Here is a 21276-nt window from a genome sequence, read left to right on the forward strand (position 1 = left end):
TGTTATATTTAAAAGTCGCTAGCTGCGAATGATGGGCATGGATGTGCCTAGAGTCAAGGGAAGTTATTGACAATGCATGACCGCTCAAGCATAATACCTCTGTCACCACGGAGGGAGCCATGAACAAGCTGACGCAAGCCAAACGAGTTCAGATTATCGCCGCCTTGGTTGAAGGCAATAGCATCCGTGCTACCTGCCGCATGACCGGCGCAGCGAAAGGTACCGTGCTGAAGTTGTTGGCTGATCTAGGTAAGGCCTGTGCACAGTATCAAGATCAATACTTGCGGAACCTACCCTGTAAGAAGATTCAATGTGATGAGATTTGGAGCTTCTGCTATGCGAAAGAAAAGAACGTCCCGGAAGAAATGAAGGGAAAACTTGGCTTTGGCGATGTCTGGACCTGGACGGCCATCGATGCAGACAGCAAGTTGATTGTCTCGTTCCTGGTTGGGGGCCGGAGCGCAGACTATGCCAGGAAGTTCATCGATGATCTTGCTAGCCGTCTCGCTAATCGGGTCCAACTCACGACCGATGGATACAGGGCCTATCTGACAGCCGTAGAACGGGCCTTTGGTGGGGAAGTGGACTATGCCATGCTCGACAAGATTTACAATGCTCCCCCGAACAAAGGAACGACTCGGTACAGCCCTGCTGAATGCTGTGGAACGCGCAAGATTAAGGTGCAAGGCAACCCAGATCTGCGTCAGGCCTCAACGAGCTTTGTGGAACGGCAGAACCTCACCATGCGGATGAGCATGCGGAGGATGACCCGGCTGACCAATGCTTTCAGCAAGAAGATCGAAAACCAGGCCCACGCCGTGGCCCTCCACTTTATGCACTATAACTTCGCCAGGATTCACCAGACGCTACGGGTAACGCCTGCGATGGAAGCGGGAGTAGCAACTCATGTGTGGAGCTTGGAGGAAATCGCAGATTTAATCGATTCAAACTGACCCACTACCGAAGGCGGAGATATTATTGACATGCTCTCGACCTTTCGTTATGGTCCTACCATTATCTCCCTAAGACTACGCAGAGTTATGAGGCAGTTGTCGTGAGAAAATCACCCTGGATTCTGCTCATTTTCGTGCTCATCGGTGGCCTCCTAGGCGGAGTACTGGGAGAAATCCTCAGAGTCATGGCTCCACAGGGTACCATTCAGGCAGTATTCGCCAGCAACTTCACCCCCGGCATCAATCCCCCGCTGACAATTGATCTAGTCCTCCTCAAGTTCACCATCGGTTTTATCTTGAATATTAACCTCCTCAGTCTCCTCGGGATGTTTCTGGGGATTTACCTCTACAAGAACGTCTAGCAACTCTGGTCGGCTGCTGAAAAAGCCCGCCAGCTTCGTTCTCGCCTCGAAAGCATCCTCAACGTAGCCAGAGGCTACGCCTCCGGTGCTTTCATCGGCTGCGGCCTTGCTGGACGGTCTTTTTGAGCAGCCTGCGAAACCGCTCTCCTCTTTTCTCTGACGTACAGGCTATTGAACCGCTGCTTACCGGAACAATCTTTCAGCCAACTACTAGATCTCAGATTTAAATTCTAACTCTCTCAACTTCAACGCGCGAATCTTATTGCGGAGAGCGGCGGCCCGCTCGAACTCCAACTCCTTAGCGGCGGCCTTCATGTCCACTTCCAGCCGTTTGATGGTCTGCGCAGTAGACTCCTCTATTCCATAGCTGGCCGGCGTCTCGGCAACCAAATCGAGCTGGACATAATCCAGCTCAGCCACAGCATATTCGAGAGACAAGACATCCTTCTTGATACTCGTCGGCACAATGCCATGCTTGGCATTGTACGCAGCTTGAATCGCACGCCGGCGCCCGGTCTCATCGATCGCCATTTGCATAGAGGCTGTCACCACATCACCGTACAGGATCACGTGGCCACGAAGGTTCCTCGCTGCCCGCCCAGCCGTCTGGATCAATGCCCGATAGGATCGCAGATAGCCCTCCTTATCTGCATCGAGGATCGCCACCAGGGTGACCTCGGGGAGATCCAATCCTTCGCGCAACAGATTGATTCCCACCAGTACGTCGAACGTGCCGCGCCGCAAGTCCTGTAAGATCTCAGCCCGCTCCAACGTCTTAATGTCAGAGTGCAGATACCGGACCTTGATGCCGAGATCGTGATAGTACTCGCTCAAGTCCTCCGCCATGCGTTTGGTCAACGTGGTGATCAGCACTCGCCCGCCCTGCGCCACTTCAGCCCGCACTTCGCCAAGGAGATGATCGACTTGCCCTTTGGCCGGTCGCACCTCAATGACCGGGTCCATGAGACCGGTCGGGCGAATGATCTGCTCGACGATCTCTCCCGCCGCATGCCCCAACTCATAGGGGCCTGGGGTCGCAGAAACGCAGACCACCTGCGTGAAACAGCGCTCGAATTCGGCGAACTTGAGTGGGCGATTATCGACCGCCGACGGCAACCGGAATCCATATTCGACCAAGGTGCGTTTTCGTGAGTAGTCGCCCTCGTACATCCCTCCCACTTGGGGAATCGTCGCATGGGACTCGTCCACGATCAGCAAAAAGTCTTTGGGGAAGTAATCGATGAGCGTGGGAGGCTGCTCACCGGCTGCACGACCACTCAGATGCCGCGAGTAGTTTTCAATACCATGGCAATAGCCCATCGCCCGAATCATCTCCAGGTCGAACTTCGTCCGCTGCGCAATCCGCTGAGCCTCCACGAGCTGATTCTGTTTTTTGAAATAGGCGACGCGTTCATCCAGCTCTTCTTCGATACCGGTAATCGCCCGCTCATACCGGTCCGGCGCAATGAGATAATGCGTGTTCGGATAAATCGCGACCTTCGGCAGCTTCCCAAGCGACTTCCCCGTGAGGGGGTCGATTTCGTGAATGGCATCGACCACGTCGCCAAATAACTCGATGCGGACAGACACCGCGTCATTCGAAGCGGGAAAAACCTCGATGACATCGCCGCGCGCCCGGAAGGTGCCGCGGTGAAAATCCGTATCGTTACGGGCATACTGGATCTCGACCAGTTTCGCCAGAATCTTTTCCCGCCTGACCTCCATCCCCTCTTCGAGGAACACCACCATCTCGTGATAGACCTCCGGCGACCCCAGTCCGTAAATACAGGAGACCGACGAGACGATCAGCACGTCATTGCGTTGAAGCAGCGCGGACGTCGCCGCATGCCGCATCTGATCGATCGCGTCGTTAACCGATGCATCCTTGGCGATGTACGTGTTGCTTTGGGGAATGTAGGCTTCCGGTTGGTAGTAATCGTAGTAGCTGACGAAATACTCCACCGCGTTGTGGGGGAAAAACTGCTTGAACTCTTGATAGAGTTGACCGGCCAGCGTCTTGTTATGGACGAGGACTAAGGTAGGCTTCTGCACCTGCGCCACCACGTTGGCCATGGTGAAGGTCTTGCCAGACCCGGTGACACCGAGCAACGTTTGATGTTTCCGGCCAGCCGTAATCCCGGCTACCAACTTGTCGATGGCCTGACCTTGATCTCCGCAGGGCTTGAATGGGGCTTCGAGTTGAAACGGCGGCATGGAACGACCTTTCGGCCGTTATCTTACCATCGAAAACAGCGTGGCGCACAGGGCAGACAATCACAGAACGACGGAACGCCACCGGCCCCTTTCGGGTCCGGTGGCATCAGTACCACTTAATAGCGTGAATGCCTGGTCGCGCCGACCGGGGCTCCCGGTCTATGAGCGGAGCCACGGTTCTCACCCCCGTGGGATCGTCGACCAGTTGATTCCGCGCCTCGGCGGGGCCGCGCGCGAGGATCCTGATAGTCGCTGGCCGGCATTGGGGCCGGAGCCGGAAGCGGAGCAAACACAGGAAGCGCGAGTTTCTTCGTCTCGATCTTCAACTGCCTCACCATGCGAAGATACTCTCGTTCTTCGGACTGAGAGAGAATCAAGAAGGTCGACCCTTCCTTCTCTGCGCGACCGGTCCGCCCTGTCCGATGGACATAGGAGTTCGGATTGGTCGGCAATTCATAGTGAATTACCTGGACGACATCCTGAATATCCAGGCCTCTAGCTGCCACATCGGTCGCCACAAGCGAACGGATGTTGCCGGCCCGAAAGGCGCCAAGCGTCCGTTCCCGCTGCGCTTGGCTATGATTGCCGGTCAACGAACCGACCGAAGCCGGCTCGCCACCCAAATGGGCGGCCAACCGTCGCACTTTATACTTTTGATCACAGAACACCATTGACCGCTCTCCACCCTTCATGGTCTGGAGCAAGGTATGGACGAGCTGTGTGCGGACCTGGTCTCCTGGCACGACATAATAGGCATGCACGATCGTGGTCGGGCTGTTGATCCCAGGGTCGACAGAGATGCGCGCGGGATCGCGCTGCATGCTCTGCGCGAGCGTCTGAATGTCCCCTGAAAATGTCGCGGAGAACAACAGCGTCTGCCGCTCAGCGGGGAGGAGACGAATGATCCGTTGAATGTCCCGCAGAAACCCGCGATCCAACATCTGATCGGCTTCATCCATCACGAGAAACGTCACACCACCCAGCTTCAAGTGGCCTGATCCGGCCAAGTCGAGCAGCCGGCCAGGCGTCCCCACCACCACCAAAGGCGGTCGTTGCAAGGCACGGTATTGACGCTCGATCGGCGTCCCACCGTACACCGACAACGACGTCACGGACGCTGGAGCATACTTGCGTAATTCCATTTCAATCTGCAGCGCCAGCTCCCGCGTGGGCGCCAACACGAGAAACTTAGGCCCTGAAGAATGGCTGGGGCCGGCAGACTTGACATAGGGGCCTGGCGCAGGCACCGAGGCCTCACGACGCATGACTTGTTCGATAATCGGCAACAAAAACGCGAGCGTTTTTCCGCTCCCGGTTTTGGCTTGCGCCATAATGTCCCGACCCTCCAACGCCACGGGAATGGCAGCCTGCTGCACCGGTGTCGGTGTCGAGAGGCCTGCCTGTAACAGGCGCTGGGCAAGGGAAGGCTGTAGATTCATATCAGCAAACGTAGACATAGAACTCCTTGTACGGGGCAAACTTCCTGGGACTGCACGGTCCGGCCTGATCAGAGGGCCGAGAAACGCATCGAGATGATGGGCAATTCAAGGAAGGAAAAGCGGGGCTGCCTGATAGGCAGCCCCGACGTGTCAAACACTCGTAACGGATTAGTACCGGTCGCCGCCTCGGCCACCACCACCGGTGCGCGGCTCCTGAGGGCGCGCTTCGTTGACGGTCAACGTGCGACCACCCAACTCCGTGCCGTTCAGTGCGGCAACTGCCGCCTGCGCTTCTGAATCCGAGGACATTTCCACGAACCCGAACCCGCGGGACTGGCCGGTGAACTTATCTGTGATGATTCTGGATGAAGCGACCGCTCCATGAACAGCAAACAAATCGCTCAGCTGTTGTTCAGTTGTGGAATACGGCAAACCACCGACGTAAATCTTAGAACCCATTGGGCTCCTCCTTTGAGAATATGTGTTGTCTTGGACTTGAGATCAAAGTGAGGAAGGAATGGGCCGAAGACGCAAACAGCATGGCGACTAAAGGCTGGCTTCCGATTCAAATTCCTACACAAAACCAAAACAACATCTGTCTGAGGCCTTGTCACTCTCTGCGGTATCACCACCAGGCCTTGCGCGATGACACACAAGGGCCACTTTACTCCTCAGCCCCCTCAAATGCAAGTGATGACGCAAGCTTGCGCAATGCCGTGCACCGATTTAATAAGCCGCGGGGGAAGACAGCGGGCGCTGAGAAAACAGAGGGATGGCGTGCAAGCTGTCAAAATCTAATGCGCTTTGTCCACGCACCAGGAGCCCGACTTGACCGATTGCCAGAGACTGATCCTCAACCGTTACGGCAAGCTGTCCGTCGAAAAATGCTTCGATGAAATCCTTACTGATGATGGTATTTCGCTGGATTCGCAACGAGTGCCAGGGAACCACTTTGGGCGTGATCGCCGACCGTCCAAGCCTCGTCTCCTGCCCATCGACGATCCGACTGACGTCCAGCGTCTTCGTCGCGAGATTGACCACCACCGCATAGAAATGCGTGGCATCCGTAACCCCAAACACGATTCCGCCCACTCCCGTCGCCGCATCGAGCGGAAATCGCAGCCTGACCGACACATCCGGATATTCGTATTGAAACCCGTTGGCGACGATGAGTCGATAGCAGGTCACGGCCTGACAGGATGAGCTCACGGCAAGGATGTTAGAGGCCGACGGGGCATCGGAGTCTGACTTGATCGTCCAGTCCGCAACCGGCCCCTCGCCAAACCCCAGCATCGCAAATCCGAGAGGCGCCTCGCCGAGCTTTTGCTGATCGAACGTCCACCGATTAAACAAGCCCTCTCTGGCCTGACCTTTCAGGTTGACTTCTTTTTCCGTCTGGCTTTCTGCCTGAATGGCATGGGACCGCTCGACAGAGACGCCCCACGCACCGGCCATCACAGCCACGGCAAAGAATACGGCCACGATACGGACAGGGTTACGTGTCATCGAACTCCCATGTTCGCTCACCTCGACCCCCTCCATCTGCCTCCTACTTCAGCAACCGTTTCTTAATATCGAGGATATCCTGCTGAAACCGGTCGCGCGCCGCCGAGATGGCTTTTCTTCGTTGCCACCGGTCCCAGGTCCACCAGCGAAGACGATCGCGAAACTTCACGACCGGCAGTTGCGCGCTTCCACCGGGCGCATGCTGAAACTCGTAGCCCTTATGCGACTCGCGATTGTCAAAAAATCGACGATAGAGATGATCGTAGAGCCCTTTCCCCGAATCGCCTACACTCACGGTACCCTCCCTACAATAACAGGTCCAATTGCTGGCTTTCCGTCACCGGAGGCGAGCAGGTCTGCCGCTGACAGACATACGCTGTCGGCTGTCCGCCGACACTCGTCTTCCCCGCAGCCAGCGGCAAGTCGGACTCTCCAGCACGAGCGGCTTCGACCGCGAGCACCGCACGATTCGGCAGGTAGCGTCGATGAACCATTGCGAGCAACGACTCCGTCATCGCCTCGCCGCGTGTGCCGACCACAACAATTTCTTGCGGCGTCGTCAGATACCAGTCCAACGAACAGAGCAGCGCAGATGCGCCATAGGCATTATGTTCCATGACGCTCCGGAACACCTGGAACTGGCGTTCAGCCAGATCATGATACCCCTGCTCTCCTGTGAAAGAGAAGAGCCGCAACAAGACCGAGGCGACGATGGCGTTACCGGAGGGGATCGCGCTATCGGTCCCGGACTTCATGCGATGGAGCAAGGTTTCGTGATCGCGGCTCGTATAGAAACACCCACCAGCCGCCTCATCCCAATATCGTTCCAAGAGGCTGTCTGTCACGTCGCGGGCCTGATCCAGATACCACCGGTGCGACGTCGCTTCAAACGCATCCAGCAAGGCGGCAGCCAGACAGGCCGCGTCGTCTAAATAGCCGTTCAAGCGACCCTTTCCTGCCGTAACCGTCCGATAGACTCGCCCGTTTTCAACCGCATAGTCGAGCAGGAAGGTGAGCGCCCGTTCTGCTGCCGCCAGATAGGCAGGAGCCCCGAACGCATGATAGGCATCGAGATAGGCGGACACCATCATCGCATTCCAACTTGTGAGAATGTTGTCATCCCGCTGCGGCTTCACGCGTTGCTCCCGTGCGGCAAGCAACTTCACCCTGGCAGGCCGCAACAACGCCTCCAACTCCTCCTGTGCCTCGGAGGTGAGCTGAACGTCACCGAGCCGATTCAATACGTTCTTGCCTTCGAAATTGCCGCTCTCTGTCACGCCATAGTGCCGGCAGAACTGCTCAGCCAATTCAGCGCCCAGCACCGAGGCAATCTCTCCCGGCTCCCAGACAAAATAGATTCCTTCATGCCCCTCGCTGTCGGCATCCTGCGCAGCAAAGAACGCACCGTCCGGATGCGTCAGTTCACGACGCACGTACTCCAGCGTCTCTTCCACGACTTCACGGAACCGAGGCTCTTTGGTCAGACGCCATCCATCGAGATAGATCCGCACCAACTGTGCGTTGTCGTAGAGCATCTTCTCGAAATGAGGAATCAGCCACTGGCCATCCACGGAGTAGCGATGGAACCCGCCGCCGAGATGATCGTAGATTCCTCCGGCGGCCATCGTTCTTAGCTGCAAGAGCACTTGCTCTTGATGGGAGGGGTCTTTCGTCCGGGCCGTCTGACGCAGCAACAAGTTGAGCGGGGGGACCGTTGGGAATTTCTGGCCCTCCCCGAATCCTCCATGGACCGGATCGAAAAATTGTCCTAAATTCTTCGCCGCCTCATCGAGCAATCGATCCGTCAAAGGATCGCCCGACGGCTTCGGCGTACCCACCCGCAGCAACCCGGCCTTTACCTTGTCCACATTCTTGCGGACATCGTCGCGATGATTCCGGTAGGCCTCGACGACCCCGTTCATGACCTCGGGAAATCCCGGCAGGTTGTAGCGGGGCGCCGGCGGGAAATACGTGCCCCCGTAAAACGGTTCTTGATCGGGCGTGAGAAACATCGTCAACGGCCATCCACCACCCCGCCCCAAAAATACTTGCGCGGACTTTTGATAGATATCGTCCAGGTCCGGGCGCTCTTCGCGATCGACCTTCACGTTGATAAAGTGCTGGTTCATAAGCTCGGCAATCTGGACATTGTCGAAGCATTCATGGGCCATGACATGACACCAGTGGCAGGCCGAATACCCGATCGACAACAGAATCGGCTTGTCCTCTGCCTTCGCCCGCGACAAGGCTTCCTCGCCCCAGGGATACCAGTCCACCGGATTCGTCGCATGCTGCCGCAGATAGGGGCTGGCTTCGGCAATCAGCCGATTGGGGGCACGGTCTTCTCTCGCTAAGTCTGTCATCGATTGTCTATCCTCGTGGACAGGCATAGTACATGGCCGCAAAGCCGCTCTGCAACGCACCTGTCAGGCTATGGTATAGTCCTGCGGCACCTCGAAAGGCTCACCCTATGAACGGCTCAACGCGCAGCTCGTCTCACTCTCGTCTTGCAATCGCACTTCTGGGAATCATTCCCCTGCTGTTCTCTTTCGGTACTCCCTGCATCGCGCAATCCGAGGAACATCATCCTGCATGGCTTCGCGCACTCGACAGCCTCTCCAGCGAACGTATGCTCGCCGACATCACCATGCTCAGCAGTCCTTCATTCAACGGCCGTCAAACAGGCACAACGAACGACGCCAGCTCGGCGGCATGGATCACGAAAAGGTTTCAGGAGTCAGGTCTCTTACCCGCGAACGCCGGCGTTGGTCCATTCATCCCTAGCGGGCCGGACCTTGGAGTCCTCAGCGGATTGATGACCGCAGTGGTCACAGCGTCAACTATTGCACCGGAGCCCTTCCTCCGAATTTCATCGGGCAGTGACTCGCTCATCCAGCAACTCGGGACAGACTATCTCCCCATCCTCGATTCCCCCTCCGCCGAAGTGCGCGGGCCGATCGTGTTTGCAGGTTATGGAATCGTCGACGCGACGCAAGGCATCGACGACTACGCCGGAGTCGATACGACCAACGCCGTAGTCCTCTTCCTCCGCGGAACGCCGACCCATTACAAGGGAACCGTCAGCCATGCAGACAAGGTGCGATTCGCACGACAGAAAGGCGCAATCGGCTATCTCACGGCCACTGGACCGATGCTCAGCTCCTATGAGTCACGCCGCGGCGTCACGGGAAAACCCGGTGCCTTTTATGGACTCTCCCCTCGATCGGACACCATCCCGGGGGCCTGGATCAATACCGGTCTAGCCGAGCAGATCCTCGCCGCTTCCGATCAGGCACAACCAAGCCGGCTGCAGGTCTTGCAAGATCAGTTGAATCGTTCCCCTGCCGCGCAATCGATCAGCACCGGCCGCTACGCCTCTCTCGATTGGCAAACTCGCCTGGAAGAAGGCGTCCTCATGAACGTGCTCGCCCTCTTGCCTGGAAGCGATCCGGAAAAGATACATGAGGTCATCGTGATCGGTGCGCATCGTGACCATTTCGGACGGCAGGCAGGCCTGCTCTTTCCCGGCGCCGACGATAATGCCTCCGGCACGGCCGTGATGTTGGAAGTCGCCCGCGCCATGGCCAACTCAAAAGTACGAAGTAAGCGGACGGTCTTGTTCGTCTCGTTTAGCGGAGAAGAGCAGGGGCTCATCGGCTCGCGGCTCTTTCTCCAACGGTCGGTCGTGCCCATCGGCTCAACCAGAGCCATGATCAACATCGACCATGCGGGGATTGGAAACGGAAGGCTGACGGTCGGCGTAACAGGATTGGACAAGAGCCTCGCTGGAGAGGCGGGACAGACGGCAGGGCTAGCCGACAAACTGGACCTCTATGGGTTTTTCCCCGGCGGCGATCATGTGCCGTTCAAAGAGGCAGGAATCCCGACCATCACGGTCGTCAGCGGCGGAAGTCACCCACACTTCCACCAGCCCACCGATAGCGCCGACACAATCAATCCGGAGGTTCTACATAGCGTGGCACGCTATGTCCTCGCCCTCACCTGGCAACTGGCAAATACTGAATAGAACAGGCACGAGGCTTGGGGCGAGAGGCAGGGCAATAAGTGTGATTGGAAGAGAGGTTCAGCCCCTCGCCTCTAGCCTCTCTCCCCGCACCTGAGATTATGGGATGTCGTCGAGAATAGTCGACTGAATCAATGGCAGTGGCGCGGTTTGGCGGGGAGGACCCGGGAGGACGAGCGCGCCCCCGCTTTGGTTCCCGCCTTGGATGAGCCCGATCGAGAGTTGCGGCCCGAGTGTGCTCACAGCCCCGCTCCAGGCCTGACCGGTCGTGGGGTTCCGAAAGCTGAAGGTTTGAAAATTATTCCCGGGATTGTAGAGAAATCCCTGAGTGCCCTGATTGTCGAGATAGAGATTGCCTGGACCGGTTAGATTGAACAGAGGCGCGACCCCTCCGTCGAATGAGCGGACACTGGAAACGGATTGGGCCCACAGAATCGCGTCCAGCGATGGGAGCGAGAACAGAAACAAGGCCAGCGCAACAATCACCAGAGGACGCATCTTACCCCGATGGCCCTGACTGTTGATTACACTTAGTCGATGACAGCTTTGCATGGAATCATTATAGTATGGGCCAATATTCTTTGTCGATCAAAGGGGGCGTTATGGAGCAGAGTACCAGGATACAGAGATGGTGGCGCACATGCGGCTATGCCGTCGGCATCGGCCTGCTTCTGGCTCCCAGCCTCAGTTGGGGGCTGGAAGTCGGAAAGACTCCACCGACTGAACGTCGGGAGACCATCTCCCTTGCCGACGCGGCGCTTCAAGCACTGAAACATAACTTGGACATCAATATCAGCCGCCAGACGAAGGAGAGCCGGCAGACTGACATTACGGTCGAGCAAGCCAAGTTCGATCCGACGCTGAGCGTGAACGGTCAGTACAATCGAACGGTGAACCCGCTCAACCGACCGGTGTTCGGTGGAACCGGCGGGGCGTTGAACGACATTACGACCTTCGACCAACGGAACCAATCCGTCACACTCGATGCCACGACGAACTTGCTCACCGGCGGCAACGTCGACCTGAACTATAGCCCGTCTCGAACCATCGTCAATCAGAATGTGGCCACCGGGTTCCTCTTCAACCCCGCCTATACCGGCGGTCTCGCACTGACGCTCACACAGCCCTTGCTCCGCAACGCCGGCCTCGACGTCACCAAGACCTTTATTCGCGTGGCGCAGAACAATGCCATCGTCGAGGAACATATCTTTCGCGACCGCGTCCTCACTGTCCTGGCCACCGTGGAGCAAACCTATTGGGAAGTCGTCTTTGCCAACGAGAATCTAAAAGTCGCTGAGGCCGCCTTGAAAGCGGCACAGGAACTCCTGGCCAGCAACCGGGCGAAGGCGAAGGCCGGCATCATGTCGATCGTCGATGTCCTGCAAGCCGAAGCGGCCGTCGCATCGCGGGTCGAGCAAGTGCTGGTTGCGGATAAAACGATTCGAGACCAGGAAGATCAACTGCGCCGATTACTCAACCCGGCGGAAGAGGATTTGCGTCAAGACTTGCGCCTGACCCCACTCGACCAACCGACCGTGACGCTCGAACCGATCAGCCTGCAGGAAGCCATCGACACGGCGATCGAGCAGCGGCCTGAAATCGTCCAGGCAAAAAAGAATATGGAGACGAGCGATCTCAACACCAAATTTGCCAAAAACCAGATTCTCCCGACCCTCTCGTTCCAAGGCACCATGGGGATGGCAGGGCTGGGAAAAGACTACGGCGATTCGGTGAACAAGAACCTGAGCGGCGACTACTACAACTATGGTGCGGGCCTCGTCCTCAGCTATCCCCTCGGCAACCGCTCAGCCTGGAGCACCTACAACAAGCGGCAGCTCGAAGCGAAAAATGCCGAAGCCTCCCTTGTCAGCGTGCGGCAGCAGATCATCGTGGGTGTGCGCGAAGCGGTCCGACGCGTCCAGACGGATTTCAAGCGGATCGAAACCACCAGATCGGCCAGAATCATGGCCGAGAAACAGTTGCAGGCGGAGCAGGAGCGTCTGAAGGTAGGGCTGAGCACCACTCGCTTCGTCCTCGACTTCCAACGCGATCTTGCAACGGCCCAGGGCAATGAGTTACGCGCCACGGTCGACTACAATAAGTCTCTCTCCAACCTCGCGCGGCACAAAGCCTCCACGCTCGACCGCTATAATTTCCAACTGAATTAACGGCCTCCATGATGGCGCCTGAGCCCGGTCTTCATGCGACTCCGGCTCAGGCCGACGAACGGGGAGCGGCCCTCGCGCTGCTTCCCATCGCAACGACCCTCGCTTTCTACACCCTCCCCACCTCGCTTCAGAAACAACCACTTGCCCAATTCGCGCCGCAACTAATCGCTTATCTTACTCTTGGCCTCTGGGCCTCGAGTAACCGCAACATTGTCTCCCGACTGGGGCTGGAGAAAAAGAAGATAAGAGATGGCCTGCGCTGGGGACTCGTGACAGGTCTGCTGCTCGGTGGCCTGAATACCTTCGTGATTCTCTCCGTCTATCCGCATCTGGGCTATGACATCAGTTTCCTCACTGTCACGCCGCATGCCCAACTCCCTCTCCTCGTAATGGTCCCCTGGTTCATCTGCGGCATCGCGCTCTTCGTGGAACTGAACTTTCGAGGTTTTATGCTGGGGCGACTGGCTGCTCTTGAGTCGCGGCTTTGGGGATCCGATCTTGCTTCCCGCCTCTCGCCCCTTGCCATTTTCACCAGCACCCTGATATTTGCTTTCGACCCCTTCATGGTAAATACTTTCCAACACCTCCATTGGATTGCTCTATGGGACGGTCTCATCTGGGGAATCATCCGGGCACGCACAGGCAATCTCTACATCACTATCGTTGCGCATGCGATTGAAGTCATCGTGATGTATAGCGCGGCAAGATTCGCGCTGATGTCATAGGAATAATGGGAAATCACGAAGGAATCACGACATGAACGAACTCGGGAAATACGCACTCTATTTTCTTCTCGGCGGCACCATCGTCAGCATCTCGACCTACCTGGGGTCTCAAGGCCGTTCGTTTCTGGCCGCCTTTGCCAGTACCTTTCCGGCCATTACCGGTGCGACATTTATCTTGATTTACCTAAACGGCGGCAATGACGCCATCGTCAGCTACGCGAAGAATCTGCTGTGGTTCGTCCCACCCTGGACGGTCTATGTCGTCTCCATGATTGTCGGTGTCCCACGATTCGGCTTTTGGCCTGCGATGGTCGGCTCACTCACACTCTATATGAGCTGCGTGGGACTGGTGCGGTTGTTTGTCCGATAACACCCCGGCGATGCGCTACGGCAGCACAATACCAAAATGTTCCTGAAGCATATGCGCATACGCGGCGTCACTGCCGACCACTGACTTTTCGTTCTTTCCGTTCCGCCTCATGCTCAACGCTCGATCCACCAACGTCTTGCGCCCCTCCAACGTCGGCATGGTACAAATCCTCCGTTGCATAAACAGGGAGTCCGGCGAATGGGAATGGAAATAGTTGGCATAGCAGTAATCGACAGGCCGACAAGGCTCCGGCGAAAAAGAATAGAGACTCTCCCACTCATCATGCACCAGACATTGCAATAGATACGCATCCTGTTCCGCCGACAGAAGACGAAACTGCTCTCCCAATTGCCGTGCGACATACCCAGCCACCAACGGAAACGGCTCAAGTAATCCATTCCCGCCGAAGCCTACATCGACCAACCAGGACTCGCCTTGCATGCTGACGAGAAGCACTTGATGACTTCGAGCATATGGTGGCTTTGAGCCATACCGCACCCGTACCATCACTCGTATCACGGAAAATCCCAGTGTCTCCAGAAGCAGACTGAACAGACCGTTCAACTCGAAGCAATAACCGCCTCGCCGGGCCACCACAATTTTCGCAAACAGATCGGCAGGCTCAAGCGAGACCGCGCGCCCGAGAAAGTTATCCAGATTCTCGAACGGCACCGCCAGCACATGTGCGAGATGCAGCTGTCGAAGCGTTTCGCCCGTAGGCAGTCGATCGCCTTGATAGTTAATCCGATCGAGATAGGCTGAAAGATTCATCGGGAACCCGCATCAGGAGAGGAGGACTCGTCGCGATTATACGCATGCCTCGACTGTGGGTCCAACGCCTGCCGAGGTTTTCCAGTCTAGCCAGTCCGGGGTGCGAGTCAAGAGCCGTCCGGATCGGCTCAACCCTGAAATCTCTTCCCTCCCCCCTGCCGTAGTGGTTCCATCAGTCAAGGCGACCTTGCGCATCTCCGCTCTCAGAAGCTCGATTCTCTCCAGCCCCTCCTTTCGAGGTACTCACTTCGAGGGCCTATCGAACTCACACGACCAGGGGTAGGCTTACCTCTATACGCAGCGCGACCCCACGGAAGTTGACAATCGTTGGGACAGAGCAACAGAAAGGTCAGCCATGATTAGTCTTATTGAATTTGCCCTGATCGTTGGAACCGCATCGTTGACAGCCGCCGGAGCATCACAGGGCTGGCAGCTCTTGCTCCAGTCCCGCAACAATCCATCCCCGCAGCGCGCTCCGTCCAGACAGGCCGATGAGGCAAGTCGGCCTGCAGCCGGAAGGTGGCATGCCCCCAGGCACAATCATCGGCATCATGTGTCTTGTCAGATGAACTATCTCACCACGGAAGGGCTCACCAGCGGAACCTTGATTGATCTCTCACAGCATGGCTGGCGAGTGGTCGGTGAACGTCCGGTCATGCGCGGAGCCACGCTCTCCATGCACGTCTATCTCCCTGATCAATCGCTCCCGCTGGATATTGACGCGGCCACCGTCCGGTGGACCAACGGATACGAATTTGGCATCGAGCTCACCACCCTAAGCCCGGACGCAGCCGCGAGGCTGAGCGACTATCTGCAGAATCAGCTTCCGACGTGCAGAGCCGTGGCGTCATACGAACTCTCTCCGTTCTCGTACAACTAAGTGCACCGGACAGGCATGAAGAGAACGACTCGTGAGATGAGCGCACGATCAAGTCACTGCTCAGTGGCATCGATGAGAGTACGCGTCGAGTGGAAGACGGAGGAAGTGCCGTACTAGGCCAGATGGCTGAAGTGCAACCGGTTCATTTCACTCATGGCCGACACCAGCCGGTCGATCGCGATGGTGACGGAGTGACTCGCCTCATGTGATGGCCCCTTGCCGCCGGCCCAGATATCGGGCGGCTGCTCCACCTCACAGACGTTCTGGCAAAACCTGGTAATAGACTGCTTCCAATAGGTCGGGTCCGCGGCTTCGTCGAGAAAATGCTCCCGATCCTTCGTAAAGGGCGCATCGAACTGCTTGGCCCTCATCTGCCACATCTGCTCCATCGCGTTCTGCCGTTCCTGACTAAACTCAAGTCCCCTGGCTTTCTCGTTTAACGCGGCGAACAGTCCCCCGATCACCCGTTCGACATGCGACTCGGGAAAGGCGCCGACACAGGCTTGCACGACGAGATATTTATGAAAAATAAAGACCTCGGCGCTGATACGGGCCTCGGTGGCCGAGGGATCGTAGGCCCTCGCCAGCTCTTTCATCGCATCGCCTGAGGCACTCTCAAGGCTCGCACCCAGCAACCCTGCCAGTTGACGCCCCAGGCCCAAGTAATCCACCGGAATCGCAGCATGTGTCATGATCGATCGTCTCTTCCCGTGAGCCAAACTCACGCCGAGCGTAATCGAGGCAAAGTGAAATTACCAGAAAATAGTCAGACGAATCCGAGAGAAACTATTCTTGTTCCCGACCCATTCGATCCGTCCTTGAACCCCTGCAGCCGGGTTGTTACCATGCCGCTTCTTCTTTTCCTCTCAACCGCTCTATGGCACAGATCCGACAGCCACCTGCTCCGTCCCGCGATCTCATCGTCGAAGGCGCGCGCCAAAACAACCTCAAGAACATCTCACTCCGTATCCCCCACAATCAGGTCACGGCCATCACGGGCGTCTCAGGATCGGGGAAATCCTCTCTCGCCTTCGACACGTTGTTCGCCGAAGGCCAATGGCGCTATATGGAATCGCTCTCCATTTATGCCCGCATGTTTCTCGATAAGGTCAACCGGCCCGATGTCGACCGGATCATCAACGTCCGGCCCGCCATTGCGATCGAACAGAAGAACCCCATCCGCACCGCCCGCTCGACGGTCGGGACCACGACCGAAATTGCCGACCTCTTGCGCCTCCTGTTCGCCAAAGTGGGCCATCCTGTCTGCCCCGATTGTTCCATCGATGCACGCAGTTTTCATCCTGGCAGCGTCGCCGACGACCTCCTGAGTCATTGCGACGGCACACGAGCCATAATCCTCTTTCCGGTCAAAGCACCGGCACCGAAGCAGGACCAGGCCTTTCTCCAATCACTGTTGCTGCGCGGCTTTACCAGAGTGCAATGCGGCAAGGCCATCCTCGACCTCCACGAAACACTCGGCCTTCCCACAGTCAGGCCGGACCATCTGTATGTGATCCTCGATCGGCTGGTGATCCGGGGAGACAATCGATCCCGACTCGTCGAAGCGATTGAAATCGCCTTTCGCGAAGGCGAGGGCCAATGCCGTGTAGAGGTCATCGATCAGGGCCCCCGAACCTACAGCACAGACTTTCGCTGCCAACAATGTGGTAGAACCTTCGAGCCGATTCGGCCCGTCCTCTTTTCCTTCAACCATCCGCTCGGCGCCTGTCCCGAGTGCAAAGGGTTCGGCAATATTCTGCGGTACGATCCCGACCTCGTCATCCCCGACCACGACAAGTCGCTGGCCCAAGGCGCGATTGAACCATGGAGCAAACCCAGCGGCGATTGGTGGCAAAAGCAAATGTTCCTCGCCATGAAGCGGCGTGGAGTCGACCTCACCATCCCCTACAAGGACCTGCCACAGAACATCCAGCAGATCCTCTGGCAGGGGGAAGGCAAGCTGGAGGGAGTACAACAATTCTTCGAATACTTGGAGGGGAAGCGCTACAAACTACATGTGCGCGTGATGCTCAGCCGCTACCGGACACCGGTTTCCTGCCCGACCTGTCAGGGGTCTCGCCTCAGACCGGACGCGCGTTATGTGAAGATCGCGGGCACTGACATTCATGAGCTCTCTTCACTCACGATCGAAGCGACTGCCGCCTGGGTCAAGTCTCTCCCCCTCTCTCCCTATGAAGAACAGGTCGCCCGCGACATCCTCCGGCAACTGACAGCCAAACTCGGCTTTCTCCTCCGCGTGGGCCTCAGCTATCTCACCCTTTCCCGTCAAACCCGCACGCTCTCGGGAGGAGAGGCCCAGCGCGCAACCTTGGCCAACCAACTGGGCGCCCGTCTAGTCGGTACGCTCTACGTCCTCGACGAACCGACCATCGGACTCCACCCCCGTGACACCGCGACGCTCGCCGGTATCATGCGAGAGCTGGCGAGCCAGGGCAATACGGTCGTCGTCGTCGAACATGATCGCCAGATGATGTTGGCCGCCGACTATCTCGTCGAGATGGGCCCCCTGTCCGGCGAAAAAGGCGGCGAGGTGATCTGCGCCGCGCCACGTCAGGAATTCATCGCGGACCGGCGGTCGATCACGGCACGCTACCTGCGTGACGAGGACGAGATTGCCACGCCACGCGCTCGACGGAAAGGGAATGGAAAATTTCTTGTCATTGCCGGAGCATGCGAAAACAACCTCAAAGATCTGTGTGTCCGTATTCCGCTCGGGATGCTGGTCTGTGTCACCGGCGTCTCAGGGTCCGGCAAGAGCACCTTGGTCGAAGACACGCTGTATCGCGCCATCGCCAGGGCCTTTCGTATTGAGTCACTGCCCATGGGCAAGTTTCGCGCGATTAAAGGAGTCGAGCATCTCACCGGCATCAAACTCATCGATCAGGAACCGATCGGCCGAACGCCACGCTCGAACCCGATCACCTATCTGAAAGCGTTCAATGAAGTTCGCGCCCTCTTCGCGTCCGAGCGCGAGGCCCTCAGAAGCGGACTCACGCCTGGGCACTTCTCCTTCAATACCACCGGAGGCCGGTGCGAGAAATGCGAAGGAAGCGGCGTCGAAAAGCTGGAGATGTACTTCTTCGAAGATATCTATGCGACCTGCGAAGCCTGCGACGGGAAGCGATTTAAACCGAACGTCCTCTCCATTCGTTATCGCGAAAAAACGATTCATGATGTGCTGCAGATGACCGTCGACGACGGGCTGGGATTTTTCAGCGGCTCACCCAAGCTCACCGAGAAACTCCACCTGCTCTCCTCCATCGGGCTTGGCTATCTCCGGCTCGGTCAAGCCGCCACGACCCTTTCAGGAGGCGAAGCCCAGCGATTGAAAATCGCCGCCGAGCTCAAAGTCTCATCTACGAAAAATGCGCTCTACATCATGGATGAGCCGACTACCGGACTGCATGTCGAAGACATTAAGAAACTCCTCGCGATGCTGCAGAAACTGGTGGATAGTGGTCATACCGTGGTGGTGGTCGAGCACAATCTGGATATGATCAAGAGCGCCGATTGGGTGATCGACTTAGGACCGGAAGGAGGATCGGCAGGTGGACAGATCGTGGCAGAAGGACGCCCGGAACAGGTGGCGAAGGTAGCAGCGTCCCACACTGGGCGATTCCTCGCCCCCCTCCTGGCCCATGAATAAACAATACGCTGGCGCCTACAGCCCAGGCCGCTTCTCAGCTATCAGAGTTATCGCGATTGGCTCACCTGCTCGACGCACATCCAACTGAAGGGTCTGCCCTGCCCCGACCTGACAAAGCCGTTTCGCCTCCCGATCAGAAGACACCGTCGAGAGTACTGCTCCGTTACAGGCCACGACTCGATCACCGACTTTGAGACCTGCCTTCTCTGCAGGCAGGCCGCTCCGGAGTTCCCGCACGAGGTAGTAGCGAGCGCCTGTTATTTCCTGCAACTCCCAATTGACGCCGATTCGTCCTGACCCCAGCAAGCCGGTTTGTGAACCAAACCGGGCGAGGATGCGATGGGCAATGACGCGGGCCAAGCCCTCAGGATCATCAGCCGTGGCATCGGAACTATGCCCCTCCCCATTAAACAGGACTAACCCGCTTTCCACGTCGATCATCCGAAAAGCCAGCGATACGCGGCTCACTTGCTCTCCCTCCGTTCGCTCCCATTGCTGTACTTCACCCACAATGATCGCATGGGCGCCGACAAGCTTCCCGACTTTCAACACCTCAGCATCGTCGGCATACTTGAGTTGGATGACCTGCTCCTTAAACACTTCGTCGAGCTTGGCCCGCTCGACAATATTGATATCCAGATCCAGGAGTAAGGTCGTCATGATCCCGGCGACACGAGTGCCGGATCCCGGGGTGGTGCCTGCATCGACGAACGGCATCACGGCCATCGTACGATAGCGATCGATCATGTCTCGATTGATCGGCCCGACGCCGGTGACGACTGGCTCAGGACGTCCGAGCATACCGCCAGAGCCCAGAGCGGCTGTGCCGGACGACGCGCAGGCGCGACGCCGTTGCAGAATAGCCGAAGGAGCACCCCACGCGCACAGCTCGTCGTTCACCAGCACAACGTGATAGGGATATTCTCGTTGATGTTCCGAGGCGATGTTCGTGAAGGGATAGAAAATGCAGCCGCCGATCCAGACCGAGATCGGGCAAAACGCCAACTCATAGAGCCATTGCTTGCGGGCCGTGAGGGAATATTCCCAGACCAACAGACGGCCATCGTCGCGCAACACGCGATCCGGACGACCGATCTGTTCGATCACCCCAGCCTTCGTCATCGGCACGGCCAGCCGGTCCAACTTGGATTCCGACTTCACTACGGTATAGAGCACGCCGCAGCCAGAGCAGGCACTGGCAAGGAACACCAGCACCATCCAACAGCCAAGCCGTTTGAGCATATCGGGCGACTCCAGGAAGCTAACCGCACGAGGACGCAGGGTATCACCCTGCAGAAGAAGGCTGCAATGGAATGGGAAAAGGAAGGAGACGATCGGACAACTTTCTCGCAGCACCCCTCGCGCAGGATGCTCAAACAGGTCGTCCAGCAAGGCCGCAACCGATGGAAGCCCCGGAGGCGTACCTTCAGAGGTACGTTGAGGATGCGTTCGAGGCGAGAACGAAGCTGGCGGCCTGTTTCAGCATCCTGCTAGTTCCGCTAGTTCAGGGAAGGATCGAAAGGCATATCCGCATAGTGACGGTAATCGTCACCCAGGGCACTCACAATATCGGGCCAGATACGGGTGGGATCCTTGTCGAACACGGCATTGGGATCAGCCGGAATGGTAAACCAGGAACCGGTCTGCATTTCAGACTCCAATTGCCCTGGGCCCCAGCCGGAATACCCGAGGTAGGCGCGGAATGCATCGTGCCCTCCGCTATTGGTCAAAATACGATCGACCAGGTCCGTATCCCCGCCGAGACAGATTCCATCGAACACATGATGGGAGTTCTCAGGCAATTGATCCAATCGATAGAGCATCATGACCTGATTCGTTTGCACCGGCCCTCCGGAGAAGAGGACGTGCCGTTGGCCTTCGAGAATCGGCACTTGAGGTAACGCTTCCGAGACCGACATCGCTGTTGGACGATTGACGACGACACCCAACGCACCCTCGGCCCCATGCTCGCAAAGCAACACAACGGTCTGCCGAAAGTTCGGATCGCGCAAGGAGGGCGCGGCAATGAGGAAGATGCCTTTTCCCAGTGGAGCTTTCATAGATATGATCCTACCGTGCGGACATGTGAGGCGCAAGCGGCATAGAAAACTAAACCCTACAGATGGAACGCGCAGGATGCTCAAACAGGCCGTTCAGCAAGGCCGCAGGCGAGTCAAAACCGGAGGCGTACCCTCTC

At 57.4% G+C, this 21276-nt stretch carries 19 protein-coding genes; 8 read left to right on the top strand and 11 right to left on the bottom strand.

The features are described 5' to 3' along the window. Positions 1-119 precede the first annotated feature (119 nt). Both Q7U76_18505 and Q7U76_18510 read left to right on the top strand, forming a co-directional pair. Entirely contained in the window at positions 120-953 is an 834-nt protein-coding gene (locus Q7U76_18505; GenBank protein ID MDO8358375.1) for an IS1 family transposase, read from the top strand. Positions 954-1054: 101 nt separating this feature from the next. Beyond that, positions 1055-1315, top strand: a complete 261-nt coding sequence (locus Q7U76_18510) for a DUF4321 domain-containing protein (GenBank protein ID MDO8358376.1) — start codon at positions 1055-1057, stop codon at positions 1313-1315. A 210-nt stretch (positions 1316-1525) separates the two neighbouring features. On the opposite strand, the gene uvrB is transcribed toward Q7U76_18510, so the two are convergent. From uvrB to Q7U76_18540, 6 genes are all read right to left on the bottom strand, one after another. Next, positions 1526-3529, bottom strand: a complete 2004-nt coding sequence (gene uvrB, locus Q7U76_18515; GenBank protein ID MDO8358377.1) for an excinuclease ABC subunit UvrB — start codon at positions 3527-3529, stop codon at positions 1526-1528. A 116-nt stretch (positions 3530-3645) separates the two neighbouring features. Next, positions 3646-4986 carry a DEAD/DEAH box helicase gene (locus Q7U76_18520; GenBank protein MDO8358378.1) on the bottom strand — a complete coding sequence of 447 codons (1341 nt, stop codon included), beginning with the start codon at positions 4984-4986 and terminating at the stop codon, positions 3646-3648. A gap of 150 nt (positions 4987-5136) precedes the next feature. After that, entirely contained in the window at positions 5137-5427 is a 291-nt protein-coding gene (locus Q7U76_18525) for an RNA-binding protein (GenBank protein MDO8358379.1), read from the bottom strand. A 267-nt stretch (positions 5428-5694) separates the two neighbouring features. Beyond that, complete coding sequence (locus tag Q7U76_18530; GenBank protein MDO8358380.1) at positions 5695-6474, bottom strand: hypothetical protein; 780 nt, start codon at positions 6472-6474, stop codon at positions 5695-5697. Positions 6475-6517: 43 nt separating this feature from the next. After that, positions 6518-6769 (bottom strand): hypothetical protein, encoded by a 252-nt coding sequence (locus tag Q7U76_18535; protein ID MDO8358381.1) that lies wholly within the window; start codon positions 6767-6769, stop codon positions 6518-6520. Positions 6770-6779: 10 nt separating this feature from the next. Further along, a complete protein-coding gene (locus Q7U76_18540; protein MDO8358382.1) occupies positions 6780-8837 on the bottom strand; it encodes a thioredoxin domain-containing protein in 2058 nt (685 codons plus the stop codon). 107 nt (positions 8838-8944) lie between these two features. Between Q7U76_18540 and Q7U76_18545 the strand changes: the two genes are divergently transcribed. Continuing rightward, entirely contained in the window at positions 8945-10501 is a 1557-nt protein-coding gene (locus tag Q7U76_18545) for a M20/M25/M40 family metallo-hydrolase (protein ID MDO8358383.1), read from the top strand. 96 nt (positions 10502-10597) lie between these two features. On the opposite strand, the gene Q7U76_18550 is transcribed toward Q7U76_18545, so the two are convergent. Then, on the bottom strand, positions 10598-11050 hold the full coding sequence (locus Q7U76_18550; protein MDO8358384.1) for a hypothetical protein: 453 nt from the start codon (positions 11048-11050) through the stop codon (positions 10598-10600). Positions 11051-11064: 14 nt separating this feature from the next. On the opposite strand from Q7U76_18550, the gene Q7U76_18555 reads away from it, so the two are divergent. Genes Q7U76_18555 through Q7U76_18565 form a run of 3 tightly spaced genes read left to right on the top strand, consistent with a single transcriptional unit; the run spans position 11065 to position 13761 of the window. Further along, entirely contained in the window at positions 11065-12666 is a 1602-nt protein-coding gene (locus Q7U76_18555; GenBank protein MDO8358385.1) for a TolC family protein, read from the top strand. 8 nt (positions 12667-12674) lie between these two features. After that, complete coding sequence (locus Q7U76_18560; protein ID MDO8358386.1) at positions 12675-13391, top strand: CPBP family intramembrane metalloprotease; 717 nt, start codon at positions 12675-12677, stop codon at positions 13389-13391. A gap of 31 nt (positions 13392-13422) precedes the next feature. After that, positions 13423-13761 carry a DUF3147 domain-containing protein gene (locus Q7U76_18565; protein ID MDO8358387.1) on the top strand — a complete coding sequence of 113 codons (339 nt, stop codon included), beginning with the start codon at positions 13423-13425 and terminating at the stop codon, positions 13759-13761. 15 nt (positions 13762-13776) lie between these two features. Here the strand turns inward: Q7U76_18565 and Q7U76_18570 are convergent, their stop codons facing one another. Next, entirely contained in the window at positions 13777-14532 is a 756-nt protein-coding gene (locus Q7U76_18570) for an arylamine N-acetyltransferase (protein MDO8358388.1), read from the bottom strand. A gap of 355 nt (positions 14533-14887) precedes the next feature. Here Q7U76_18570 and Q7U76_18575 point away from each other — a divergent pair, with 355 nt between their 5' ends. Next, on the top strand, positions 14888-15412 hold the full coding sequence (locus Q7U76_18575; protein ID MDO8358389.1) for a PilZ domain-containing protein: 525 nt from the start codon (positions 14888-14890) through the stop codon (positions 15410-15412). Between the two features lie 113 nt (positions 15413-15525). On the opposite strand, the gene Q7U76_18580 is transcribed toward Q7U76_18575, so the two are convergent. Further along, a complete protein-coding gene (locus Q7U76_18580; protein MDO8358390.1) occupies positions 15526-16104 on the bottom strand; it encodes a hypothetical protein in 579 nt (192 codons plus the stop codon). 185 nt (positions 16105-16289) lie between these two features. Between Q7U76_18580 and uvrA the strand changes: the two genes are divergently transcribed. Beyond that, positions 16290-19079: an excinuclease ABC subunit UvrA gene (gene uvrA / locus Q7U76_18585; protein ID MDO8358391.1), complete on the top strand. Its 2790-nt coding sequence runs from the start codon at positions 16290-16292 to the stop codon at positions 19077-19079. 15 nt (positions 19080-19094) lie between these two features. Here the strand turns inward: uvrA and Q7U76_18590 are convergent, their stop codons facing one another. Continuing rightward, positions 19095-20321 carry a PDZ domain-containing protein gene (locus tag Q7U76_18590; protein MDO8358392.1) on the bottom strand — a complete coding sequence of 409 codons (1227 nt, stop codon included), beginning with the start codon at positions 20319-20321 and terminating at the stop codon, positions 19095-19097. 257 nt (positions 20322-20578) lie between these two features. Then, positions 20579-21139, bottom strand: coding sequence for a YqgE/AlgH family protein (locus Q7U76_18595; GenBank protein MDO8358393.1), 561 nt, complete (start codon positions 21137-21139; stop codon positions 20579-20581). Positions 21140-21276 lie beyond the last annotated feature (137 nt).

This window comes from Nitrospirota bacterium, assembly GCA_030645475.1.
In the GTDB taxonomy this organism is placed as follows: Bacteria; Nitrospirota; Nitrospiria; order Nitrospirales; family Nitrospiraceae; genus Palsa-1315.

Excerpts from the sequence above, each read along its gene's own strand:
- Q7U76_18505 (MDO8358375.1), top strand. The coding sequence starts at position 120 with ATGAACAAGCTGACGCAAGCCAAACGAGTTCAGATTATCGCCGCCTTG.
- uvrB (MDO8358377.1), bottom strand. The coding sequence starts at position 3,529 with ATGCCGCCGTTTCAACTCGAAGCCCCATTCAAGCCCTGCGGAGATCAA.
- Q7U76_18520 (MDO8358378.1), bottom strand. The coding sequence starts at position 4,986 with ATGTCTACGTTTGCTGATATGAATCTACAGCCTTCCCTTGCCCAGCGC.
- Q7U76_18525 (MDO8358379.1), bottom strand. The coding sequence starts at position 5,427 with ATGGGTTCTAAGATTTACGTCGGTGGTTTGCCGTATTCCACAACTGAA.
- Q7U76_18530 (MDO8358380.1), bottom strand. The coding sequence starts at position 6,474 with ATGACACGTAACCCTGTCCGTATCGTGGCCGTATTCTTTGCCGTGGCT.
- Q7U76_18540 (MDO8358382.1), bottom strand. The coding sequence starts at position 8,837 with ATGACAGACTTAGCGAGAGAAGACCGTGCCCCCAATCGGCTGATTGCC.
- Q7U76_18545 (MDO8358383.1), top strand. The coding sequence starts at position 8,945 with ATGAACGGCTCAACGCGCAGCTCGTCTCACTCTCGTCTTGCAATCGCA.
- Q7U76_18550 (MDO8358384.1), bottom strand. The coding sequence starts at position 11,050 with ATGCAAAGCTGTCATCGACTAAGTGTAATCAACAGTCAGGGCCATCGG.
- Q7U76_18555 (MDO8358385.1), top strand. The coding sequence starts at position 11,065 with ATGGGCCAATATTCTTTGTCGATCAAAGGGGGCGTTATGGAGCAGAGT.
- Q7U76_18560 (MDO8358386.1), top strand. The coding sequence starts at position 12,675 with ATGATGGCGCCTGAGCCCGGTCTTCATGCGACTCCGGCTCAGGCCGAC.
- Q7U76_18565 (MDO8358387.1), top strand. The coding sequence starts at position 13,423 with ATGAACGAACTCGGGAAATACGCACTCTATTTTCTTCTCGGCGGCACC.
- Q7U76_18570 (MDO8358388.1), bottom strand. The coding sequence starts at position 14,532 with ATGAATCTTTCAGCCTATCTCGATCGGATTAACTATCAAGGCGATCGA.
- Q7U76_18575 (MDO8358389.1), top strand. The coding sequence starts at position 14,888 with ATGATTAGTCTTATTGAATTTGCCCTGATCGTTGGAACCGCATCGTTG.
- Q7U76_18580 (MDO8358390.1), bottom strand. The coding sequence starts at position 16,104 with ATGACACATGCTGCGATTCCGGTGGATTACTTGGGCCTGGGGCGTCAA.
- uvrA (MDO8358391.1), top strand. The coding sequence starts at position 16,290 with ATGGCACAGATCCGACAGCCACCTGCTCCGTCCCGCGATCTCATCGTC.
- Q7U76_18590 (MDO8358392.1), bottom strand. The coding sequence starts at position 20,321 with ATGCTCAAACGGCTTGGCTGTTGGATGGTGCTGGTGTTCCTTGCCAGT.
- Q7U76_18595 (MDO8358393.1), bottom strand. The coding sequence starts at position 21,139 with ATGAAAGCTCCACTGGGAAAAGGCATCTTCCTCATTGCCGCGCCCTCC.